This window comes from Desulfosporosinus nitroreducens (assembly GCF_023897015.1).
Classification (GTDB): Bacteria; Bacillota; Desulfitobacteriia; order Desulfitobacteriales; family Desulfitobacteriaceae; genus Desulfosporosinus; species Desulfosporosinus nitroreducens.
The window spans coordinates 47,849-69,109 of sequence record NZ_JAMHFY010000003.1 but is presented as its reverse complement, the minus strand read 5'-3'; the positions used below and the strand labels follow the sequence as shown (position 1 = coordinate 69,109).

At 42.4% G+C, this 21,261-nt stretch carries 17 protein-coding genes and 1 riboswitch; of the genes, 4 read left to right on the top strand and 13 right to left on the bottom strand.

Annotated features, from left to right (window positions below; all coding sequences use genetic code 11):
* Positions 1-48: 48 nt before the first annotated feature.
* The 5 genes from M8E35_RS04305 to M8E35_RS04285 form a co-directional block, all read right to left on the bottom strand.
* Positions 49-2,217: a Tex family protein gene (locus tag M8E35_RS04305; protein WP_252467544.1), complete on the bottom strand. Its 2,169-nt coding sequence runs from the start codon at positions 2,215-2,217 to the stop codon at positions 49-51.
* 297 nt (positions 2,218-2,514) lie between these two features.
* Complete coding sequence (locus M8E35_RS04300) at positions 2,515-3,216, bottom strand: DUF2225 domain-containing protein (RefSeq protein ID WP_252467543.1); 702 nt, start codon at positions 3,214-3,216, stop codon at positions 2,515-2,517.
* A 214-nt stretch (positions 3,217-3,430) separates the two neighbouring features.
* Positions 3,431-3,522: riboswitch (cyclic di-GMP riboswitch) on the bottom strand.
* Between the two features lie 347 nt (positions 3,523-3,869).
* Positions 3,870-5,933, bottom strand: coding sequence for a methyl-accepting chemotaxis protein (locus tag M8E35_RS04295; RefSeq protein WP_252467542.1), 2,064 nt, complete (start codon positions 5,931-5,933; stop codon positions 3,870-3,872).
* Positions 5,934-6,337: 404 nt separating this feature from the next.
* Positions 6,338-7,699: an MATE family efflux transporter gene (locus M8E35_RS04290; protein ID WP_252467541.1), complete on the bottom strand. Its 1,362-nt coding sequence runs from the start codon at positions 7,697-7,699 to the stop codon at positions 6,338-6,340.
* Between the two features lie 164 nt (positions 7,700-7,863).
* Positions 7,864-9,033: an aminotransferase class I/II-fold pyridoxal phosphate-dependent enzyme gene (locus M8E35_RS04285; RefSeq protein WP_252467540.1), complete on the bottom strand. Its 1,170-nt coding sequence runs from the start codon at positions 9,031-9,033 to the stop codon at positions 7,864-7,866.
* Between the two features lie 299 nt (positions 9,034-9,332).
* On the opposite strand from M8E35_RS04285, the gene M8E35_RS04280 reads away from it, so the two are divergent.
* Complete coding sequence (locus tag M8E35_RS04280; RefSeq protein WP_252467539.1) at positions 9,333-10,571, top strand: LL-diaminopimelate aminotransferase; 1,239 nt, start codon at positions 9,333-9,335, stop codon at positions 10,569-10,571.
* Between the two features lie 143 nt (positions 10,572-10,714).
* Here the strand turns inward: M8E35_RS04280 and M8E35_RS04275 are convergent, their stop codons facing one another.
* From M8E35_RS04275 to M8E35_RS04240, 8 genes are all read right to left on the bottom strand, one after another.
* Positions 10,715-11,860 (bottom strand): ABC transporter permease, encoded by a 1,146-nt coding sequence (locus M8E35_RS04275; RefSeq protein ID WP_252467538.1) that lies wholly within the window; start codon positions 11,858-11,860, stop codon positions 10,715-10,717.
* Complete coding sequence (locus M8E35_RS04270; RefSeq protein ID WP_252467537.1) at positions 11,860-12,633, bottom strand: ABC transporter ATP-binding protein; 774 nt, start codon at positions 12,631-12,633, stop codon at positions 11,860-11,862. Before M8E35_RS04270 ends, M8E35_RS04275 begins: the two co-directional genes overlap by 1 nt.
* Before the next feature lie 14 nt (positions 12,634-12,647).
* Entirely contained in the window at positions 12,648-13,664 is a 1,017-nt protein-coding gene (locus tag M8E35_RS04265) for an HlyD family secretion protein (RefSeq protein ID WP_252467536.1), read from the bottom strand.
* 62 nt (positions 13,665-13,726) lie between these two features.
* The gene (locus tag M8E35_RS04260) at positions 13,727-14,362 is read right to left on the bottom strand and encodes a TetR/AcrR family transcriptional regulator (RefSeq protein WP_252467534.1); all 636 of its coding nucleotides are present in this window, start codon (positions 14,360-14,362) and stop codon (positions 13,727-13,729) included.
* 269 nt (positions 14,363-14,631) lie between these two features.
* Positions 14,632-15,051: a cobalamin B12-binding domain-containing protein gene (locus tag M8E35_RS04255; RefSeq protein ID WP_252467532.1), complete on the bottom strand. Its 420-nt coding sequence runs from the start codon at positions 15,049-15,051 to the stop codon at positions 14,632-14,634.
* 21 nt (positions 15,052-15,072) lie between these two features.
* Complete coding sequence (locus M8E35_RS04250) at positions 15,073-16,710, bottom strand: acyl-CoA mutase large subunit family protein (protein WP_252467530.1); 1,638 nt, start codon at positions 16,708-16,710, stop codon at positions 15,073-15,075.
* Between the two features lie 5 nt (positions 16,711-16,715).
* Positions 16,716-17,660, bottom strand: a complete 945-nt coding sequence (gene meaB, locus M8E35_RS04245; RefSeq protein WP_252467528.1) for a methylmalonyl Co-A mutase-associated GTPase MeaB — start codon at positions 17,658-17,660, stop codon at positions 16,716-16,718.
* Positions 17,657-18,175, bottom strand: a complete 519-nt coding sequence (locus tag M8E35_RS04240) for a cob(I)yrinic acid a,c-diamide adenosyltransferase (RefSeq protein ID WP_252467527.1) — start codon at positions 18,173-18,175, stop codon at positions 17,657-17,659. The genes meaB and M8E35_RS04240 overlap by 4 nt, the downstream gene beginning before the upstream one ends.
* A gap of 445 nt (positions 18,176-18,620) precedes the next feature.
* On the opposite strand from M8E35_RS04240, the gene M8E35_RS04235 reads away from it, so the two are divergent.
* The 3 genes from M8E35_RS04235 to M8E35_RS04225 are packed head-to-tail and all read left to right on the top strand — an operon-like array spanning position 18,621 to position 21,242.
* Complete coding sequence (locus tag M8E35_RS04235; RefSeq protein WP_252467526.1) at positions 18,621-19,613, top strand: ABC transporter substrate-binding protein; 993 nt, start codon at positions 18,621-18,623, stop codon at positions 19,611-19,613.
* A 16-nt stretch (positions 19,614-19,629) separates the two neighbouring features.
* On the top strand, positions 19,630-20,493 hold the full coding sequence (locus M8E35_RS04230) for an ABC transporter permease (RefSeq protein ID WP_252467525.1): 864 nt from the start codon (positions 19,630-19,632) through the stop codon (positions 20,491-20,493).
* Positions 20,478-21,242, top strand: a complete 765-nt coding sequence (locus tag M8E35_RS04225; protein WP_252467524.1) for an ABC transporter ATP-binding protein — start codon at positions 20,478-20,480, stop codon at positions 21,240-21,242. Before M8E35_RS04230 ends, M8E35_RS04225 begins: the two co-directional genes overlap by 16 nt.
* The last annotated feature ends 19 nt before the right edge of the window (positions 21,243-21,261 follow it).

Below are 21,261 nucleotides of genomic sequence, written 5' to 3'. Positions count from 1 at the left end.
GATATCATAAAGACGCTTGGCTTTCACCGAGCGTCTTATTGCAAACTATTAAACGGACGTTACGTTCGCCAAAATATCCCGCATGGATAGACTCACTCGGTCTCTCACCTTATCAAGTCCGATCACACGCACCTTGACAATATCACCTACCGCAACAGCTTCCATGGGGTGTTTAATGAATTTATCACTCAACTGGGAAATATGAACGAGACCATCATGCTTAACACCGATATCTACGAACGCTCCAAAATCTACGACATTTCGAACGGTCCCCTCTAAAATCATCCCTTCATTAAGATCTTCCATATGAGTGACATCTCTCCGCAGTAACGGTCGCGGTAAATCCTCTCGGGGATCTCTGCCGGGTCTTTGTAAGGCATCTAAGATATCACGAACAGTCGGAACTCCCGCTCCGAACTCTTCAGCAAGCTCTTGAGGATCTAAAACAGAAAGTTTCTTTCGGACTTCAGTGAGGCGATCTCTCAAATCCCCTGGGGTATGCCCGATACTTTTTAAGATGTCTTCAGCCAACTGATAAGATTCCGGATGAACAGGTGTATTTTCCAAAGGATTAACCCCATCCGGCAGACGAATAAATCCAGCACACTGAATATACGTTTGAGCTCCGAGTCGAGGAATTTTCTTGAGTTGATCGCGCCGGCTGAATTTCCCATTTTCATCTCGCCAAGCAACTATATTTTTAGCAACCGCTGGCTTTAACCCGGCCACGTATTGCAGCAGAGACGCTGAGGCGGTATTTAAATCAACACCTACAACATTAACACAGGATTCTACGACCCCGTGCAGGGATTCCTCCAAACGTTTAGGTTGGACATCATGCTGATATTGCCCTACTCCAACCGCTTTCGGTTCAATCTTTACTAATTCTGCTAAGGGATCTTGCAGCCGTCTGGCAATGGATACTGCACTCCGTAAGGAAAGATCAAAGTCTGGAAACTCTTCTCCAGCCAACTTCGAAGCAGAATACACAGATGCTCCTGCTTCACTCACCAAGGTGAATTCAACGGAAATCCCATCCTCCTGAATCATTTCTGCCACAACCTCTTCTGTTTCCCTTGAAGCTGTACCATTCCCAATCGCAATTATATTGGCATCATGCTCTTGAATAGCCTTCCGCAAAATTGCTTTTGCCTCTTCACGCTTGCCCTTTCCCGTATGCGGATATATTACACCCACTTGATGTAACTTTCCCGTCTCATCCACAACCGCCCACTTACACCCTGTCCGAAACCCAGGATCAAGTCCTAAAACCATTTTTCCGCGCACGGGAGGTTGAAGTAAAAGCTGACGCAGATTGGCAGCAAAGACTTTTATGGCTTGTTCTTCTGCTTGAGCAGAAAGTTCAGCTCTCATTTCCCGCTCAATTGAAGAGTCAATCAATCGCTTATATGAATCAAGGGCAGCTTTTTGGACCAGAGAAGCACATGGTCCTGTTTTGACATATCGCATTTCAATAATTCTATGTATAGTTTCAAGCGGAACTTCAATCTTGACAGATAAAAACTCTTCTTTCTCTCCACGGTTCAAAGCTAAAATCCGATGAGGAGGGATCTTTCGAACAGGCTCCCGATAATCATAATACATTTCAAAAGGAGAGCGCTCTTCGGCTTTCTTCGCTACAGCAACAGCTACCACATCCCCAACTCTGAAGGTTTCTTCCCTTATCCTTTTACGCAAGGCAGCATCATCTGCAATGGTTTCTGCTATAATATCCATCGCTCCAGCTAAAGCTTCCTCAGTAGAATTAACCTCTAACTCCTCATTCAAGTACTTTTCCGCTTCTGCTTGAGGATCTCCTCTGGTATATTGAACTAACAGCCACTCCGCCAAAGGTTCAAGGCCCTTCTCTTTGGCAATTGTAGCCCGTGTGCGGCGCTTCTGCTTATAAGGTCGATAGAGATCTTCGACATCTTGAAGCACCGTCGCACCAGTAATTTGAGTCGACAGTTCTTCTGTAAGCTTCCCCTGCTCGTCAATAAGGCGCAGCACTTCCGTTTTACGCTGTTCCAAGCGTCGTAAATAGTCTAAACGATCAACGATATCACGCAACACATTTTCATCAAGCTCACCTGTTGCCTCTTTACGGTAACGGGCAATAAAAGGAATCGTATTTCCCCCATCCAATAAGCTGACAGCCTCTTTGACTTGATTTATCTTCAGACCTAGTTCCTTAGCAATGACAAGATTGAACTCCAATGATAACTTCCTCCCTAAACCTAATTACAAGCTTAACAAACATTCTTGTCTATTATACCATTGTTCTCCAACCGAAGAAATCTCAAACACTTCTATTCAAATTTTTGGGATGCGTTTACTAAAAAGAAAGCTGTGGAAGAGTCTTAATACCCTGCCACAGCTTTAAACAATTTCGTTTAATCAATTCCTATACTCCCACTGCTTGTAAGTGGGTGTTCCTTATTCTACTTCGGTGACGATAGTCTTGAGACTTACGTCACCGAAGTCTCGATGTTTAGCTTTTGCTGAACGAGTTCACTATGACTTTGGATTTTCCTTGCGAAGCTCTTCCGCGGCCTCTCTCCACTGTTCTCTCGCCAAATTAACAATCTTCGGTTCTCCATCAGCATTTTTATGTTGAATGATTTTAGAAAAATAAGAAACAGCCTTTTTGTACTGTTCTAAACGCCGGCTGAGTTCACCGATCATGAATAAAACTCTTATTTCAGACATTGAAGTATCCGCAAAATCTGAGTGAACAAAGGATTCTTCATAAGCCTTAAGTGCTAAGACTAAGAAACGCATTTCTTGCTCAGTATTATCTTCAGTCCGATAAAGCCAAGCTAACCGCAAGCAAAGACCTGCTAGCACAGCATTTTTTTCTTTTTTGAGAGTGCCCGCTAAAATAGCAAGTTTATAGGATTCTAGGGCTTGTTGAAGATCCCTTTCCTCACCAAAGTCCCTTTTTTTCCAATGCTTGGTGATTCGAGAATTTATAAGTTCTTTAGAACCTAATGGAAATTGCTCTGAAAATTCTTCGGAAAAAGCGAAACCACACTCAGGGCAAACATTAACGAAATAATAGTGCGGATTGTAATTTCCTTCTCGAAAATGAGGGCAAAAATCACTGTCGGTTCGATATGGAACTGCAAAACGCGAACGAACTCTCTGGGAAATAAACGGCGAACCGCAGAAAATACAAGTTAGTTTCTTCTCATAAAACGCTTTGACTGAATTCATTAACAGGCCCCCTTGTATCTAGGATATATTTTGGAAAAATTAGAGAATGACTTGAGACGGTCCTCTTTATAAGAAAATAATCAGATTATATTCTTCCATCGTAGAAAAGATTTATCGTTTAAACATTGTTACACTGTCTGTAACCTCAACCCCTCTTAGCAAAAACATGCCTACCTACCAAAACCTCCGGCAGATAGAGATCTAAAATGCACATTTCTGCAACCCGGCTATCGTGAAAGTACAAAGTACATCCTTAGACCCGTAGCTTTGCGTCTCTACCTTTCGATAGGTTTGCCTATGATGTTCGTAATTGATTTTATTAATATAAATCCAATATTTTATAGCATTCGACAGTAAAAGCGGTATTCCTTTAGGATTCCTAAATTTCCCTTATGTATCTTGTTCCTCAACGCTCAAGAAACCTTCCCTGCTTATAGAGTAATATTCTACAATTTTCAACATTATCCTCCACCTATCCACTTTGAATTCAGTATTCTTGACATTATGAATTGTATTTATTTATATCTGCTCTAACAAAAAAGTATGAGTCAGGACGGCGTCTTGACTCATACTTTCGGACGATATATTTTGAGTAAACTTTTTAGGAAACAGTTCCCCATTAGGATAACATGATTTACTAAGCGGCACTAAACTTATAATTTAAACATCGTTACACTGCCCTGAAAATCTGTTGCCATTTGGGCAAGGGATGTTGCTGACCTACGAATTTCCTCCATGGAAGCACTCTGTTCTTCAGTACCTGCGACCACATTTTCTAGGCTACCTGATATTTCTTTAGGAATATTTGCAACATCGAAGATAGATGCAACAATAGTCTCCGTATTTGCCCCAACTTTCTGAACCACATCGGCTACAGCTTGTGCCTGTTTCGAAAAGTCGTTGACTCCTTGCAAGATATCTCGGAATGCTTCGCCAGCCGAATTAACCATTGTAATCCCTTCATGTACTGCAACAGTTCCATCATTCATTGTCATGACTGCTTTCGTTGTTTCCTTTTGAATTTCATCAATCAAAGCACTAATCTTTCCAGCCGCATCACTTGATTGTTCGGCAAGCTTTCGGACCTCCTCTGCAACAACAGCAAACCCTCTTCCCTGCTCCCCTGCCCGCGCTGCTTCAATTGCCGCATTCAAGGCCAGTAGATTTGTTTGGGCGGCAATATTGGTAATTAGCGCTACTATTTGACCAATTTCTCCAGATTTCCCCCCAAGGATATTTACAACATCGGCGGCTTCAGTGACTTTATCTCCGATTGATTGCATCTCATTGACCGCTTTTCTAACTACGCTATTACCTATAGCAGCCTTTTCTGATGTTTGCCGAGACCCTTCCGTAACCTTTTGGATATCCTGTGTTATCATTTGCATATGCACAGAAACTTGTTGAGCTGAATCTGCTGTAGCATCAACACCTGTCAGTTTTTGCTTTACACCATCAGATACCTCCTGAATGGAGTATACTATTTGTTCAGTTGTTCTGCTGCCCTCATCCGCACTTGCTGTCAGCTCTTCCGCCGAGGCCGCTAATTGTTGAGAGCTATTAACAATTTCTTCAATAATTCCCTTGAAATTGTCCATCATTTTGTTGAGATTCTCTGTCATTTGTCCGAATTCATCGTTCGAACGAACGACTATATTTTGGCTGAGATCCCCTTGAACAATAGCCGCTGCGAACTGGTTAACCGTTTTTATATTATTAACGATATATCGACTATATAGGAAAAGTACTGTTCCAGTTACGATAATTGCCAGTCCAATGAGAATCAACATCCGATTTAATAAAGCCTTTAACGGAGCCAATAAATCAGTCTCCGAAACATCAATTGCAAGAATCCAACCAAACTCCGGAACTTCTTCATAGTAAACCTGCCTAGCCCCGTTGCCATTATAACTAAACGTCCCGGTTTTCTCAACCATCATGTTCTTTGCTGCTTCCTGCAAGCTGAGGTTCTCTTCTTCCGTAATCTTAATATTCATGATCTTTTCCGGATTGGGATTCGCTAGATACATACCTTCTTTATTTATAAGATAAATATCTGATTCAATATCTAAGTGAATATCCGTAATTAATTTTTGTAGAGTGATGAAATCAATCCCACCTGTTATGGTACCCTTAAAGTTCCCATTATCATCATAAAATGGGACGTTATCCGTTAGTATAGTAGCATTGGTACCTTCATCATAATATGGATCAGTCCAAATCGATTTCTCTGATATACCTTTACTAATCGTGTACCAAGGTTTAGTTGGAAAGTCATATTTAGGGTCAGCAAATTCATTCGTAAACACGACTTTTCCATCTTTATCCTTAAACACATAGGGACCGAAGTATTGAGTGTCATTATTATAGGCATAAGGTTCATACCACACACCCGCTCCAAACGTTACATTATTAGCTGTTATTATTTTCTTTAGCAAACTAGCATACTCGTCTGCAGTTATCCCATTTCCAACGGATTCTACAGTGCGTGCTAAGCCTTGAAGTAACGTATCGTGAGCGGTTAATTGTTTCTCAATATCGTTGATCGTTCCATTTAACTGAGCAGTCATTTTATTTTGAATCTCGTCTTTGAGTAGAGTTTCTGAATATTTGTAGCTAATCACGGACATGACCACTAGGGTTAATAATACCAAGGGTAATATAGTCATCATTGTCTTCCCATTAACGCTAGAAATATTAAACAATCTCTTAAACATACCCTTCATCTCCCATTCACATGTAATGATTAAATATTGTCTTACACCGACTCACAGCATAAAGACCGACAATAATTTATGATAAATATCCCTCCAATCATATTAAAACAAAAATGCCTACCTACCGAACTTTCAGCAGATAGACATTTAGAAAGTACGCTTCTACAACCCAGTTATCGTTTATAGAAATAACTACCCTTAGATCCGTTGCAAGCATCCCTACTTTTCGATAGGCTAAGAATTTTAAGTTGTGAACGTTATGAACTATTTGGATTTTTAGGTAATTCCACAAAAAAATTCATTTCCCTTTTATATATGGTTTTTCAATTCTTATACCCCCTATAACTAAAGCATTAAAAAATAGCGACTGACAAATTGTCATGTCGCCAAAAGGATTCTTATAATCAACCCTTTGTCGAGCCTTCTTTAATTGTCAGTTCTAACTGCTTAAGATCATTTCTTAACCATAGAACCGTAACACCGGCAGAGGCAAAATCCGCCACCGGACCGGCTAACCAAACTCCCGTCAGGCCCCAAAATTTAGGTAAAATCAAAAGCATTGGCACTAAGAAAATGAGTTGGCGGGATAAACTCAGAAACAACGACTTTCTTGGCTTACCCGTAGCTTGAAAGTAATTTACCGCAGTCACTTGGAATCCAATAATCGGGAGCATCACCAAAAAAATTCGCAATCCGTTTGATCCTATAGCAATAAGTTCCGGATCCTTGCTGAAAAGGGTCATTAAAGCAACCGGAAATAACTCCACAACCAAAAACCCTAAAGTCATTACACCAGTAGCACCGATTACAGATAATTTCAGCGTCTGCTTAACTCGATCATATCTTCTAGCTCCGTAATTATATCCTAGAATCGGTTGCGCCCCTTGCCCAATTCCAAAAATCGGCATAAATATGAGCATTGCAATACTGTTTATGACACCCATAGCTGCAATCGACAAATCTCCGCCGTAGTTGACTAGCGTTTTATTTAAGAGGATAGTCACGATGCTGCCAACTAACTGCATGGAAAAGGGAGAAACTCCAATCGCCAGAATATCTTTAACAAAAATCCATTTGAGTCTAAGGTTTTGAAAGTGAAGTTTAAGCAAAGCCCGATTTCCGAGGAAGTAGTATAGTACCCAAACCGCAGTAACAAATTGAGAAATAACTGTGGCAAGAGCGGAGCCCGCCACACCAAGATGTAACCAAAAAATGAATATTGGATTCAATATCGTATTCAAGACCGCCCCTAAAACCATTGTGTACATGGCTATCTTGGGATTTCCTTCTGCACGAATAAAATTGTTCATGCCAAAACCGATTGTTTGGAATACGGCACCCCACAAGAGAACAGTAAGATATTGCTTGGCGTAAGGGATAACCTCACTGCTCGCTCCAAAGAGTATTAAAAGTGAATCCATGAAAATATAACTCAATACGCTAATACCCAATGAAATTAGAAGGAGCAAGACAAACGCGTTACCGACAATCTGTTCAGCTTCTTCTTTTTTCTGTTGACCTAATCGGATTGAGATTACGGCGGTTGCACCTATTCCAATTAACATGCCAAAAGCCATGATGGCGAGAGTGAAAGGGAAACTAATGGCAATACCTGATAGCGCTAATGCGCCAACGCCTTGACCTACAAAAATTCGGTCCACGATATTGTAAAAACCATTAACTGACATACCGATAATTGCCGGGACTGAAAACTTAAGCAGCAGTTTACTTATCTGCTCTTCTCCAAGTTGTTGAGAGCGGTTCATATTGATCTCCTTTATCCTCTTCCTACGTATAATGATTAGTTATTATATCCGTATTTCATCATTTCACAAGTAGTAGAAGAGGTATAACCACAACTTTAAGCCGTGGCCATACCTCAAAGCAGCTCACCTATTTTTTATAGGCAACAATCCCTACAGCTTAATTTCTAGTCCTTCTTTAAAAAATGCTGAATTCGCTCTACTGCTTCCTGCAGTACTTTTTCATCTTGAACCAAAGCCACCCTTACAAATCCTTCGCCATGTTCCCCAAAGGCCACCCCCGGCACTACAATCACCCCGGCTTCCCGAGCCAAATCCATGGCAAAGGATACTGAGTCTTGTTCTGTAGGAACAGGCGCCCAGACAAACATTGAACCTTGTGGCATCGGCATTTTCCACCCTGCTAAAGCACAACCTTCAATTAAAAGATCTCGTCGTCTCTGATATGCACTCTGATTCTCTTCAATCGATTCTTGCCCATTATTGAGCGCATAAGCTCCCGCACTCAATACTGGAGCGAAGACACCATAATCAATATTTGACTTGAGTTGTGAGAGGGTTCCAATGACATCCACATTTCCTACGGCAAAACCCAACCTCGCTCCCGCTAGATTATATGTCTTTGAAACAGAATGGAACTCAATTCCGACCTCTTTTGCCCCTCGCGCTTGTAAAAAGCTTACAGGCCTAAAACCCTCAAACGCCAGTTCGGAATATGCTGCATCATGACAGATCAGCAGATCATACTCTTTTGCAAAATCTACAACCTTTTCAAAAAAGGATAGACTTGCCACAGCAGCCGTTGGGTTGTTGGGATAATTCAAAAACATAAGCTTCGCCTTGCGGGCCAGATCCGGATCAATCTGCTTTAAGTCAGGTAAGTATCCATTCTCCTCCAGAAGCGGGATAGCAACTTTCTCTCCTCCCGCGAGCATTAAACCAGCCGTATAAATTGGATATCCCGGATCAGGAATAAAGGCTAGATCACCAGGATCGATATAAGCTAGAAAAATGTGAGCCAGACCATCCTGAGAACCCATTAGCGGCAAAACCTCTGTTTCGGGATTCAAAATAACTCCAAACCGTTCTTGATACCACTCGGCACAGACCTTTCGAAATTCTTCTGTCCCGCGGGTTAAGGTATATCCATATTGGTTATCATCAAGAACTGCCTGACTTAAAACATTACGAATTTCCAGGGCCGGGGCACGGTCTGGACTTCCAATACTAAGATTAATCAGATTATGTCCCGCTTTTTCCAATTCTCTTTTCAAATTATCCATTTCTGTAAAGACAGAGGCACCTAAACTTTCCAGACGTATTGATGGTATTTGCATTCTTACACTCCGTTCTGTATTCTTATCTTAATGACTATAGCTACTCAAATCACTTTCTTATAGCTAAACAGAAGCAAAAATAGCATCTTACTAGTTTAGCATTAATTTAATCAATGAATGCTACTTATTTTATCACGTTAACTGCACGCTCATAAAGCAAAATCAACAAATTTCCTTACGTCCTTTTGCCGGAAGATCTGAATGATCCATAAAATTATGCTATAATATTAGAAATTATTTTATTTGAGAATACTTTGATTTAAAGCTATGTGTATTAAGAAGGGAGATCAAATCAAGTTATGGCACTAATGAATGAGAATTATCTAAGGTTGCCTGGAAGTTATTTGTTTTCAGAAATTGCTCGCAGGGTGACACAATTTAAAAACGAAAACCCGCATGCAGATATTATTAGATTAGGGATTGGGGATGTAACCCGTCCACTTCCTCCTGCAGTCATAGAGGCAATGAAAAAAGCTGTCGACGAAATGGGGAACGCTAAAACCTTCAGAGGGTACGGACCAGAGCAAGGGTATGACTTTTTAATCGAAAAAATCATAGAAAACGATTATAAAACCCGAGGAGTAGATTTCTCTCTTGATGAAGTCTATGTCAGCGACGGAGCGAAGAGCGATACAGCAAACTTCCAAGAGATTTTTGGTACAGGCAATATCATGGCAGTCACTGACCCCGTTTATCCTGTTTACGTGGATAGTAACGTGATGGCAGGACGTACAGGAAATTTCAATTCTGAGAAAGGACAGTATGAAAGTATTGTCTATCTGCCGTGTACCGAAGAAAATGAAATGAAACCCGCCTTCCCTACGACTCATGTAGATATGATTTACCTTTGCTTCCCAAACAATCCGACAGGGATGACCTTAAACAGAGCAGAGCTAAAACAATGGGTTGACTACGCACGGGAGAATAAATCGATAATTTTGTACGACTCTGCTTATGAAGCTTACATACGTGAAGAAGAAGTTCCACGCACCATCTATGAGATCGAGGGTGCTCGTGAAGTTGCAGTAGAGTTCAGAAGCTTCTCCAAGACAGCAGGCTTTACTGGGACACGTTGCGCATATACTGTTGTACCAAAGGAAGTTATGGTCTATGATTCCGAGGGTAACCCTCATAGCCTAAACAAGTTATGGCTGAGAAGACAGACTACAAAGTTCAATGGTGTCTCTTATCCTGTGCAAGTCGCTGCAGCAGCCATATACAGCCCAGAAGGGAAAAAGCAAGTTAAGGAAACCATCGACTACTACATGGAAAACGCTCGAATCATCCGAGAAGGTCTAACCAAGGCGGGCTATGAAGTATTTGGCGGGATTAATGCCCCCTACATCTGGATGAAAACCCCCAATAAAATGGGCTCCTGGGAATTTTTCGACAAGCTTATGAAAGAAGCAAATGTAGTAGGAACGCCAGGAGCAGGCTTTGGAGCAAATGGCGAAGGATACTTCCGCCTGACGGCCTTTGGGACCCGAGAGAATACGGAAAAAGCCATCGAGCGAATCAAAACAAAAATGGGCAGCTAAATCATAAAACTGTTAAAAAACTGTCGTTAGGTTATACCTAACGACAGTTTTTTATGATCATAATTATTTTTCAATTTACCTCGAGGTTCTGCGTACTCCACCTGTCTCCCTTGGGTGAGCGGAGCAACATCACGCCTTCTCCATTAATCTAAATTCTTCTTAAACTTCTTAGCTGCAATTCCCACCAAGATAATCGCAAACGCACATAAGATGAGTGTGTCCTGCCAAAGATACTCCATCCCTACCCCTTTCAGGAAGATTCCTCGCACGATTTCCAGAAAATAAGTTAACGGAAATAATCCACCCAAAATCTTTAAGAAAATCGGCATAGTTTCCCGTGGAAAGATGAAACCAGACAATAAGATAGAAGGCAAGATTAAGATGAACGTCATTTGCATAGCCTGAAGCTGAGTTCTAGCAATACTGGAAATCAAAAGCCCAATAGCTAGAATAGTAAACAAAAAGATGGTGGATAAGAGTACTAAAAGAGGAATGCTTCCCGCCGGCATAACTCCAAACCAAAAGATCCCAGTTGCAAGGATTAAGGTCAGAGAGACAAACCCAATAAACACAAACGGAAGCAACTTGCCCAGCAGCAATTCAAGCGAACGAATAGGAGTCACGACCACTTGTTCCATGGTACCGCGTTCCTTTTCTCTCACAATCGAAAATGAAGTTAACATTGCAATTACATTTTGCAAGATCAAACCAATTAGGGCTGGAATGTTAAAGACCATCGATTTCATATCCGGATTATACCAGACTCTGGTCTCGATATTAAGCGGCATGTTCGTACCCGCAGTTGCCCCCTTAGCGGCCAGACGTACTCCTTGAATCTCCAGAGATTTATTGAGACCAAGCATCTGAACCGCAGACATAGCCGCCCGAGCAATGGTGGGATCAGAGCCGTCCACTAAAATCTGTACATCAGCCTGTCCGTTATCCTTTTGTAATTCTTTGCCAAAATTAGGCGGGATTATAACCGCCACCCGTGCCTTACCGCTATCCAGAGAACCTTCGATCTGCTCATATCCTTGGACATAAGCATCGGGGTCTAAATATTGAGTGTTACGTATTGAGGTAATAAACTCTCTGCTGTCTGCAGTCTGAGATTGATCCCAAACCACGGTAGACAGATGGTCGACATCCGTATTGACGGCATAACCAAACAGGAGGAGCATTCCTATTGGCATGGCAATAGCCATTATTAAGCTAGCACGGTCTCGTCGAATATGAAGGAATTCCTTTCTTAGTACTGCAAAAAACCGCACCCAAGAAAATCTTCCCACTAGCCTCGCCCTCCTTTCTTAAGGGCGAGATTACGAGGATCATCAGAGGCTTCGTTTTCAACATAATAGATGAAGAGATCATCTAAATTATCTTTATCCTCTTTCTCTTTCATTTCATCAGGGGAACCAAAGGCGATTAAGTGCCCATAAAAGACAAAACCCAAGTAATCGCAAGTTGCAGCTTCATCCATATAGTGAGTGCTGACTAGAATCGTTATTCCCTCTTTCGCTAACTGATGAATCAAATCCAAGAAAATTCGCCTTGAAACCGGATCTACCCCAGCGGTCGGTTCATCAAGAATGAGCAGTTGGGGACTATGCAATAAAGCACAAGCCAAGGCCACTCTTTGTTTCCAACCACCCGAGAGAGAAGAGACTAATTGGCTGGTTCTCTCAACTAAACCAATCCGTTCAATGACCCGAGTTTTCTGTTCCTTAGCCATTTTTCCGTGCAAGCTGTAAACCCCTGCATAGAAATCAAGATTTTCTCTCACGGTCAGATCGTCGTAAAGACTAAATTTTTGGGACATATAGCCAATACGCTGTTTGATTTCCTCTGGTTGAGTCAAGACGTCAAAGCCCAGCACCGTAGCTCGACCCTCTGTGGGCACTAAAACTCCGCATAGCATCCGAATAAGCGTTGTCTTTCCAGCGCCGTTCGGCCCGACGAAACCCATTATTGCTCCTGCAGGAAGTTGGAAGCTCACCCCTTGAACCGCTGTATACGTGCCAAACCGTTTTACTAAACCCTGGCAGTCAATTGCTAAATTCATTCTGTCTCACTCCTTTACTCCAGGGTTACATCTGCTGGCATGCCTGCTTTCAACTGTTCTTTACCTTCTATAATGGTTATTTTGACAGCATAAACTGTCGTCGTCCGCTCTTCCTTTGTTTGCACATTTTTTGGAGTGAATTCTGCTTGATTACTGATATATTGGATTTGTCCTTTGAATGTCTTATCAGGGTAGGCATCCGCTAAAATAGAAACCGTCCCGCCCATTTGTATCTGACCGAGCTTGGCTCCCGGGATATATATTTTGATCCACAAATCATTGGGATCCAGTATCGTTACCAGAGTTGTGCCAGGATTGACTACTTGACCTATCTCAGCATTCTGATAGAGAACCTGACCATCGGCTAGACTCTTAATAGTAAGTTTGTTTAAACCCAATTCTGCCGTTTTAACTGACTGAGCCGCAATATCAACAGCTGCTCTCTGAGCCTGAATGGTCGGCTGTGTATAACCAGCGAGAGCTTGATCGAGACTGGCCTGAGTGGCATCGATGCTTGCTTGGGCGCTCTGATACTGAGCCTTTAAAGTATCAAGTTTATTTTGCTGAGCATCCACGACCTGTTTACTAATGGCGCCACTCTCATAAAGTTTTTGATTAGCCGCCAGATTATCTTCCTCAAATTTAAGACTTGGTTCCAAGGCAGCTAGATTGGCCTTCGCCTGGCTTACCAGGTGCTCGAGCCGACGGATTTCCTCCGCCCGCGCTCCTCCCAAAAGATCGTTGAGCTTAGCCTGCGCCTGAGCCTGTTGGCTCTTCGCGATATCCAAGGAAATCTTAGCCTGACTGTCGTCAAGTTTAGCAATGATATCCCCCGAATTAATAGTCTGGCCTTCACTCACAAATAACTCTGTTATCTTGCCACCCAGCTCTGGTTGCACCGGAAGTTCAGTTCCTTCAATCGTACCTGAATAAATGTTTGATTCTACTGAGCGGTCTAAAAAGCGCTCTCCCAAGATCGACAGTGCAATAAGAACTAGAATAACGACTACGACAACAGCTTTTTTTCTCATATTTTCTCTCCTCCGCTCCTTGAACTTAAACCATTGGTGTTCCTCTTTCTTATCCTCAGTCCTTAAGTTTTAGCTTCCTTAACTATCAACCCATGTAAAAAAATCTCCAGCATTTGATCTGTTGCCTCTTCTATTGTATTTTTCGGGGATAAACCTGGAAAAACATGATTGAATACCCCGTAAAATAAAACCATCCCCATAAAAGTTCGCATCACAGAGGGGAATGGGACGGGTTTAAAAACCCCTTGTTTAACACCTTTTTCAAACCAAGGCTGAACGATATTTATACCCTGTCCTAGAATCCCTTTTGAGAGAGCTTCTCTAACTTCGTCATGGTACTGTGCTTCAGCAAACATAAAGCGAACAAGAGCGTCATTTTCTTTAATAAGCTCCAAGCGATTCTTCATGAAACACCGGAAAAATTCTACAGGATCTTTGTGTTTCTTATCTAGAGAGATAATCCCTTCAAGGATTTTAGGACTCAGAACAGCAATCAGTAATTCCTTCTTGGTGGCAAAATGACGAAAAATCGTCCCTTCAGCAACACCTGCCGCTCGGGCAATTTCCGCAGTTGTTGAGCCGTTATAGCCCTTTTCAGTGAAGATATTGAGAGCTGCTTCAAGGATATCTTGACGCCGCTCTTCTGCCGTTTTCTTTCTACGGATTTCCGGTTGTTCAGTTTCTTGCTTTGATTTCATAAGACCTCCGAAAACTAAGATTTGGGTAAATGTTAATGAGTGATTACTCACTTACGTTTATTCTACCTATTTTTGAATTTTTGTCAATTATAATTATTTACTTTATTTAACTTACCCCATCACATCTTTTGTTATCTTGAAGTTATCAGCATAAACCTCCGCACACATAAAAAAACGCACATTAGATTAACGTGCGTCTAAAGAATCCTATAAGCTTATCTACAGCATTTCAATTGATTTGTCCACATCTTAATTCAATCTCAGACCTCTCAAACAACGTCCTCTTTAATAGACTCTAATTTACTCTTAATCCAACTCACAATTTCAGTCGAGGTTGCACCTGGTGTAAATAAGGCCTCAGCATGTCCCGCCTCTATCAGGGAAACAATGTCCTCCTCAGGAATCGTCCCCCCGCCCATAAGTAGAATATCCTCGGCATTCTGCTCTTTCAGTAATTCCTTGATTCTTGGAAAGATCGTCATGTGTGCTCCCGATAAAACACTGACTCCAATCAAGTCGACATCTTCCTGAATCGCTGCTTCCACTATTTGTTCTGGGGTTTGATGCAATCCAGAGTAGATGACTTCCATTCCAGCATCACGCAACATGCGGGCGATAACTTTGGCACCCCGGTCATGGCCGTCCAATCCAGGCTTACCCACTAGGACACGTATTCGAGTCTTATTCATAACGTTCCCTCCCACACTGTACTAAAATACGGCTTGTTCCCGATACTCCCCAAAGATTTCCTTGAGGACTGCTATCATCTCTCCCTCAGTAGCATAGGCCCGAACTGCGTCCATAATCTTGGGAATGAGATTATCGCTTCCTTGAGCGGCAACCTTCAAATCGTCCAGTGTCGCCTGTACCCTGATGTTATCCCTGCTTTGTTTTAAAGCTTTAACTCTGTTTACTTGGGCTCGCTCGACTTCAGGGTCAATCTTTAATAAATCGATCTTTTCCTTTTCCTCGTTAACAAAATCATTAATACCAACAATAATTCGGTCTTTGCTTTCAATCTCTTGTTGATAGCGGTAAGCTGCATCTGCAATTTCCTGCTGAAAGAAATTCTCTTGAATGGCGCCCAAAACCCCGCCTAGCTCGTCGATTTTACGGAAATACTCTTCTGCGCCTTCTTCCATTTGATTGGTAAAGGTCTCCACGAAATAAGAACCTGCCAATGGATCAATAGTATTCACAACACCTGTTTCATAGGCCAAAACTTGCTGAGTTCGAAGTGCTATCTGAACCGCCTTTTCCGAGGGCAATGCTAAGACTTCATCCATAGAATTAGTATGCAATGACTGAGTTCCCCCTAGGACGGCAGCCATTGCCTGATAGGCGGTTCGCACAATGTTGTTTTCTGGCTGTGATCCTGTCAGGGAACACCCGGCAGTTTGGGTATGGAACCGCATGAGCAGACTTTCTTCCTTTTTAGCCCCATATTTCTCTTTCATGTGGCGTGCCCAGATCCGACGCGCCGCTCGATATTTCGCAATCTCTTCGAAGAAATCCGTATGGGAATTAAAGAAGAAGGATAAACGCGGAGCAAAGTCATCCACATCCAAACCAGCTTTAATGCCTGCCTCAACATAAGCAAATCCATCAGCAAGGGTGAACGCCAATTCTTGCAGTGCTGTTGCTCCCGCCTCCCGAATGTGATAGCCGCTGATACTAATGGTATTCCACTTTGGAACATTTTCCTTAGCAAACCCAAAAATATCAGTAATAAGACGCATAGAGGGATCTGGCGGGAAAATCCAAGACTTTTGGGCAATATATTCCTTTAAAATATCATTTTGAATTGTACCTGTTAACTTATGGGCGGGGATACCTTGTTTCTCCGCAGCCACAACATACATTGCCCAAATGATGGAAGCCGGCGCATTAATAGTCATGGATGTACTTACTTTATCAAGTGAAATATCCTGAAACAGGGTTTCCATATCCTGTAGGGAATCTATGGCAACTCCGACCCGACCGACCTCTCCGTAAGCACGTGGATGGTCCGAATCGTACCCCATGATCGTCGGCATATCAAAAGCTACACTTAAGCCAGTTTGCCCTTGGCTTAGCAGATACTTATATCGTTCATTCGATTCTACAGCTGTGGCAAATCCTGCAAACATTCGCATAGTCCAGAGTCGCCCACGGTACATATTTGGCCGGACCCCGCGGGTATAAGGATACTCGCCCGGATTACCCAAGTCACGTTCGTAATCAATCTCCGCAGCATTTCCGGGTCCGTAAAGCGGATCAATTGGAACGCTAGAAACTGTAAAAAACGGACTCTTTCGCTCCCTCTGAGCGTCATATTTCGCTTTCCAACGCAAGAAGTTTTCACTCATTCCATTTATCCCCCTTTAAAACGCTCTTCCCATAACATCTGAGCTAATTGGTAAGGATCATCCTGATGCAATATTACCCTTTCTTCTCGAGCTTCTTCCCAAACTGTTTCATACACTGCACGCATTTTGTCTTCCCAATGACGCCAAACTTCCTGACGCAGACGTTCCTTGCGGCGCTCATCTCTTTGCCCGGTTTCCAGCATGTAACACTGATGTGCTTCAATCTTTTCGTACAAGCTCTCTACTCCAGTTTCCGTAATAACACTGGTGAGAACGACGGGTGGGCGCCAAGGCCTTGTATCTCCATTTAAGTTTAACATCATCTCTATGTCATTCTTCATTCGTTCGGCCCCAGGTAAATCGGCTTTATTCACGACAAAGACATCCGCTACTTCCATAATTCCTGCTTTGATAGCCTGAATTCCATCCCCAGTTCCAGGATTAAGTACAACCACGACAGTATCTGCCATTTGCATAATTTCCAGTTCAGATTGACCGACCCCAACTGTTTCTAAAAGAAGTCGCCCATACCCTCCACCTTCCAAAATACGTAATACATCGGAGGTTGAACGCGTAACCCCCCCTAAATGCCCCCTGGTCCCCATGCTGCGGATAAATACGTCGCGATCGGTTCCATGAGCCTGCATTCGAATCCTGTCGCCCAAAATAGCCCCGCCAGTATAGGGGCTGCTAGGATCTACCGCTACGATCCCTACCCTTTCGTCCCTAGCGCGGTAAAGTTTTGTCAAAGCCTCAACCAACGAGCTTTTTCCTGCTCCCGGCGGACCGGTTATTCCTACTACCATTTTTCGTCCGGTTTCTTTTAATACAGAACGCATGATATGCGCTCGCTCTATGTCATCTTCGACCCAAGAAATGAGTTTAGCGGTTGCTCTTCTATCTCGTTCAAACGATCGTGCTATCCATTGATCCAGTACTTCTTTGTTCAAAATTCCATCCCTTCCTTTGCCTGGACCCCTCGTTGGTAAGCATGTCGAAGCTCAGTCATCTCAGTTACAGTGTCAGCAATTTCAATTATTTCTGGTGCTGCATAACGCCCGGTCATTACCAAATTAAGACGCGGCGGCTTTTGCTTGACTAAATCTATGACTTGAGCAACAGATACTAACTTAAAGGCAACAGCGACAAGTAGTTCGTCAAGAACAACAAGGTCAAATGTATCCTCTTCAAACCATTTACGTGCTAGCTCAAGACCCTCCTGCGCCATCTTAATATCAATTGGATCTGGAAACTTGTAGGAGACAAAGGATTCCTGGCCCGATTGAACCAATGTAAAATTACGCAGCATAGTGGCAAACTTTACCTCACCGTAATCCTTACTTCCCTTCATAAATTGAAGAAAGCCCACGTTTTGGTTATGTCCAAGGGCTCTCATACTCAATCCTAAAGACGCGGTGGTCTTACCTTTACCATTTCCGGTATAAACTAGTGTAAGTCCTGACATAACTGTTGTTAACCTCCTTTCCTTCTTATAGTTTTGCTTCCTCCTCCTTCTTCTGCCGCCCTAAACAAATGTTTTCCAACTATATTCTGAATATATTGAATTATCATGCAATTAATGTGCCAGTAGCCTCGATTAATAAAGCGAATGTTCCGCCTCTTTAATGCCAAGGGTTACGGCCCTCTTGCCTAAATAGAATCCAAGAAATACCTATCCAATTAAATGTATACATTTATTTACATATACCACATGAGAACACGTCGACTTGAGTTAGTATCCTTACTTTAGGGAATGTCAACCAATGAATACGTGTATTAATTGGTTGACATTATTGAGACTATCGGTTCCATCCCAACGGGAGTGGTTCACATGACCTGGTTATGTTAAACTATTAGTGAAAAAATATTTTAAGTTTCTGCTAAACTAAAACAAAGGATTGTGATTTATTATGTTTCGCCCCAAGCTATTATTCGTTTTCATGTTATGCACGCTTGTTCTAATTGGATGTGCACCTCAAAAAACCGCTAACCAAGCATCACCTGAAAAACCCAAGGCGATAAACGCGTCGTATGTCTCCCGACCTATTAACATCCCTTCAGTGATAGCCCAGCAAAAAAAGATGTTTGAAGATGAATTTTCAAAAGATGGCATAGAATTCAAGTGGCATGATATATCAGTTCCCAGCAACCAACTTGAAGCCCTAGCTGGAAAATCCCTTGATTTTTCCAATAGTCTTAACTACGTTTCGGCTGTCTTAGCGAAAGCTAATGGAAATGATATTAAAATCATATCCTCCTATTCACGTTTTCCCAAAGGAATCAGTCTGGTTGTGAAACCTGACGGATCTATTAACACAGTTGCAGACCTCAAAGGAAAAAAAATCGCCTTGCAAAAAGGAACCATGTTGCATGAAATGTTAATCCGGGCCCTATCGGAAGTAAATCTGACGACCCAGGACCTGGAACTAGTAAATATGGATTCTACTGCTGCGTCCGCGGCTATTGCCGCAGGACATGTGGATGCTACGATACTCCCTGAACCTCTGCTTTCTAAAGCTGTTGCTACAGACAAAGTTAAGAAATTGCGTTCAGCCGAAGGTCTAATATCTGGTTTAACCGTGATTGCCGTTCGCAGCGAATTTGCCCAGGCTCAGCCCGAATTAGTAAAACGCTACTTAAAAGTTCATAAGGCTTCAATCGACTGGAGTGAAGCAAACCACGAAGAAGCTTTATCAATGACTGCGAAGCAAAATCAACTGGATATAAAAGGAGTAAAGAGCCTTTACCCCGTATTCACCTTTGACATGAGCCTTGAAGAAGTTAAGGCAGACTTGCTAAAATCCGCCTCCTTCTTACAAAAAGAAGGTATGATCAGACCTGACGTTGACATTAATAAGCTCGTGGAAGATTTGGTGGATCCAAGTTACCTGCCCACAATGTAATTTATGGAGGATTATTATGAAGGCTTCCGCAAATAATGAACAAGAAAAGCCAATAACTTTGACGGGAGCGTTTGATAAACCCACTTACAAACAGATTCTAATAAAACTGTTTCAGGGATTAGCTATTCCTTTATGCATCTTTGTTCTTTGGGAAATTCTCGGTAGCATGGGCTGGTTAAATCTCTATCTAGTTCCTCCGCCCTCGCTGATTTGGGATCGTCTTTTAACTGTTGCAGGTAATGGACTGCTGATTAAGCATATAGGAGCCAGCCTGTACCGCGTTGTCTGCGGGTTCAGCCTTGCCCTTTGTCTGGCTCTTCCTTTAGGTTTCTTACTCGGCCTGTTGCCGGGCGTCCGTGGTTTTTTATCTCCCACCTTGAGTTTTTTTCAACAAATACCGGCTATTGCTTGGATTCCTATGTTCATCCTCTGGTTGGGTATTGACGAAGCATCTAAGATTGCTATTATTGTTTACTCTGCCTTCTTCCCCATATTTCTCAACACGTTACATGGCATTGCTAGTACGGATTCCAAGCTCAAAGAAGTGGCTTACACTTATGGTCTTTCTCGCTGGGGTCTGATGAGCCGAGTCTATCTTCCATCCGCTGCCCCCTCTGTCTTCATTGGTATGAGACTTGGTCTTAGCTATTGTTGGCGTTCCTTAGTAGCAGCAGAATTACTCGGGGCTTCGAAGGGTATTGGCTATCTGATTCAGGAAGGCCGTGAAATGGCTCAACCCGACTTAATGCTTGTCGGGGTGTTGGTTATCGGCCTTATCGGCCTTTCCTTAGATTTTGTTTTTCGCCGTTTAGAAAAAAAATTCTTACCTTGGCAAGCAAAGGTTGATACTAAAGAGGTACCGAAATGGCAAATTTCCTAGAAATCCAAACTATAACAAAATACTTCAACATAGTTAATGGACAAGTTAAAGCTCTTGAGAATATTAACTTTGAGGTTGCTTCAGGAGAGTTAATTTGCTTACTAGGCCCTAGCGGGTGCGGAAAGACAACCTTACTTAGAATTATTGCTGGTTTAGAAAAGCAAGAATCCGGCCAAATACTACTTAATGGGCAGGCAATAGATGCCTCTGGACCAGAAAGAGGAATGATTTTTCAAGAACCACGCCTTTTCCCATGGTTAACCGTTGAGGAGAACGTTGAGTTTGGAATTAAGGGACGGTATGGAAAAAAACTTCTCCAAACTATTGTCCAAGAATTACTCGAAATAGTCGGGTTAGCTAAGTTCGCTAAAGCTTGGCCAAGCCAACTATCTGGCGGGATGGCTCAAAGAGCTGCTATTGCCCGCGCCTTAGCAGCCGACCCCTTGATTTTATTACTGGATGAACCTTTTGCTGCTCTTGACGCACAAACGCGAACTAAGCTACAGACTGATTTTCTAAGCTTATGGCAGTCTACTCATAAAACTTGTATCCATGTCACTCATGATATCGACGAGGCCCTAATCCTTGGTCAGAGAATTATTGTCATGCATTCCTCGCCAGGAAGAATTAAGAAAATCATCCCCATTCCCTTTCCTTATCCACGTTGCCCGGACGACCCTGACTTTATTACTTTGAAGAAAGAACTGCGAGATTCATTTTACCTTAATATCGTAAAATTGGGGCTGTAACAAAACATCTTAACGTTTT

Bases quoted from the DNA above. Each gene is read 5' to 3' on its own strand.
- M8E35_RS04235 (WP_252467526.1), top strand. From the start codon at position 18,621: ATGTTTCGCCCCAAGCTATTATTCGTTTTCATGTTATGCACGCTTGTT.
- M8E35_RS04280 (WP_252467539.1), top strand. From the start codon at position 9,333: ATGGCACTAATGAATGAGAATTATCTAAGGTTGCCTGGAAGTTATTTG.
- M8E35_RS04230 (WP_252467525.1), top strand. From the start codon at position 19,630: ATGAAGGCTTCCGCAAATAATGAACAAGAAAAGCCAATAACTTTGACG.
- M8E35_RS04225 (WP_252467524.1), top strand. From the start codon at position 20,478: ATGGCAAATTTCCTAGAAATCCAAACTATAACAAAATACTTCAACATA.
- M8E35_RS04255 (WP_252467532.1), bottom strand. From the start codon at position 15,051: ATGAATAAGACTCGAATACGTGTCCTAGTGGGTAAGCCTGGATTGGAC.
- M8E35_RS04240 (WP_252467527.1), bottom strand. From the start codon at position 18,175: ATGTCAGGACTTACACTAGTTTATACCGGAAATGGTAAAGGTAAGACC.
- M8E35_RS04250 (WP_252467530.1), bottom strand. From the start codon at position 16,710: ATGAGTGAAAACTTCTTGCGTTGGAAAGCGAAATATGACGCTCAGAGG.
- M8E35_RS04290 (WP_252467541.1), bottom strand. From the start codon at position 7,699: ATGAACCGCTCTCAACAACTTGGAGAAGAGCAGATAAGTAAACTGCTG.
- M8E35_RS04295 (WP_252467542.1), bottom strand. From the start codon at position 5,933: ATGTTTAAGAGATTGTTTAATATTTCTAGCGTTAATGGGAAGACAATG.
- M8E35_RS04300 (WP_252467543.1), bottom strand. From the start codon at position 3,216: ATGAATTCAGTCAAAGCGTTTTATGAGAAGAAACTAACTTGTATTTTC.
- M8E35_RS04285 (WP_252467540.1), bottom strand. From the start codon at position 9,033: ATGCAAATACCATCAATACGTCTGGAAAGTTTAGGTGCCTCTGTCTTT.
- M8E35_RS04265 (WP_252467536.1), bottom strand. From the start codon at position 13,664: ATGAGAAAAAAAGCTGTTGTCGTAGTCGTTATTCTAGTTCTTATTGCA.
- M8E35_RS04260 (WP_252467534.1), bottom strand. From the start codon at position 14,362: ATGAAATCAAAGCAAGAAACTGAACAACCGGAAATCCGTAGAAAGAAA.
- M8E35_RS04270 (WP_252467537.1), bottom strand. From the start codon at position 12,633: ATGAATTTAGCAATTGACTGCCAGGGTTTAGTAAAACGGTTTGGCACG.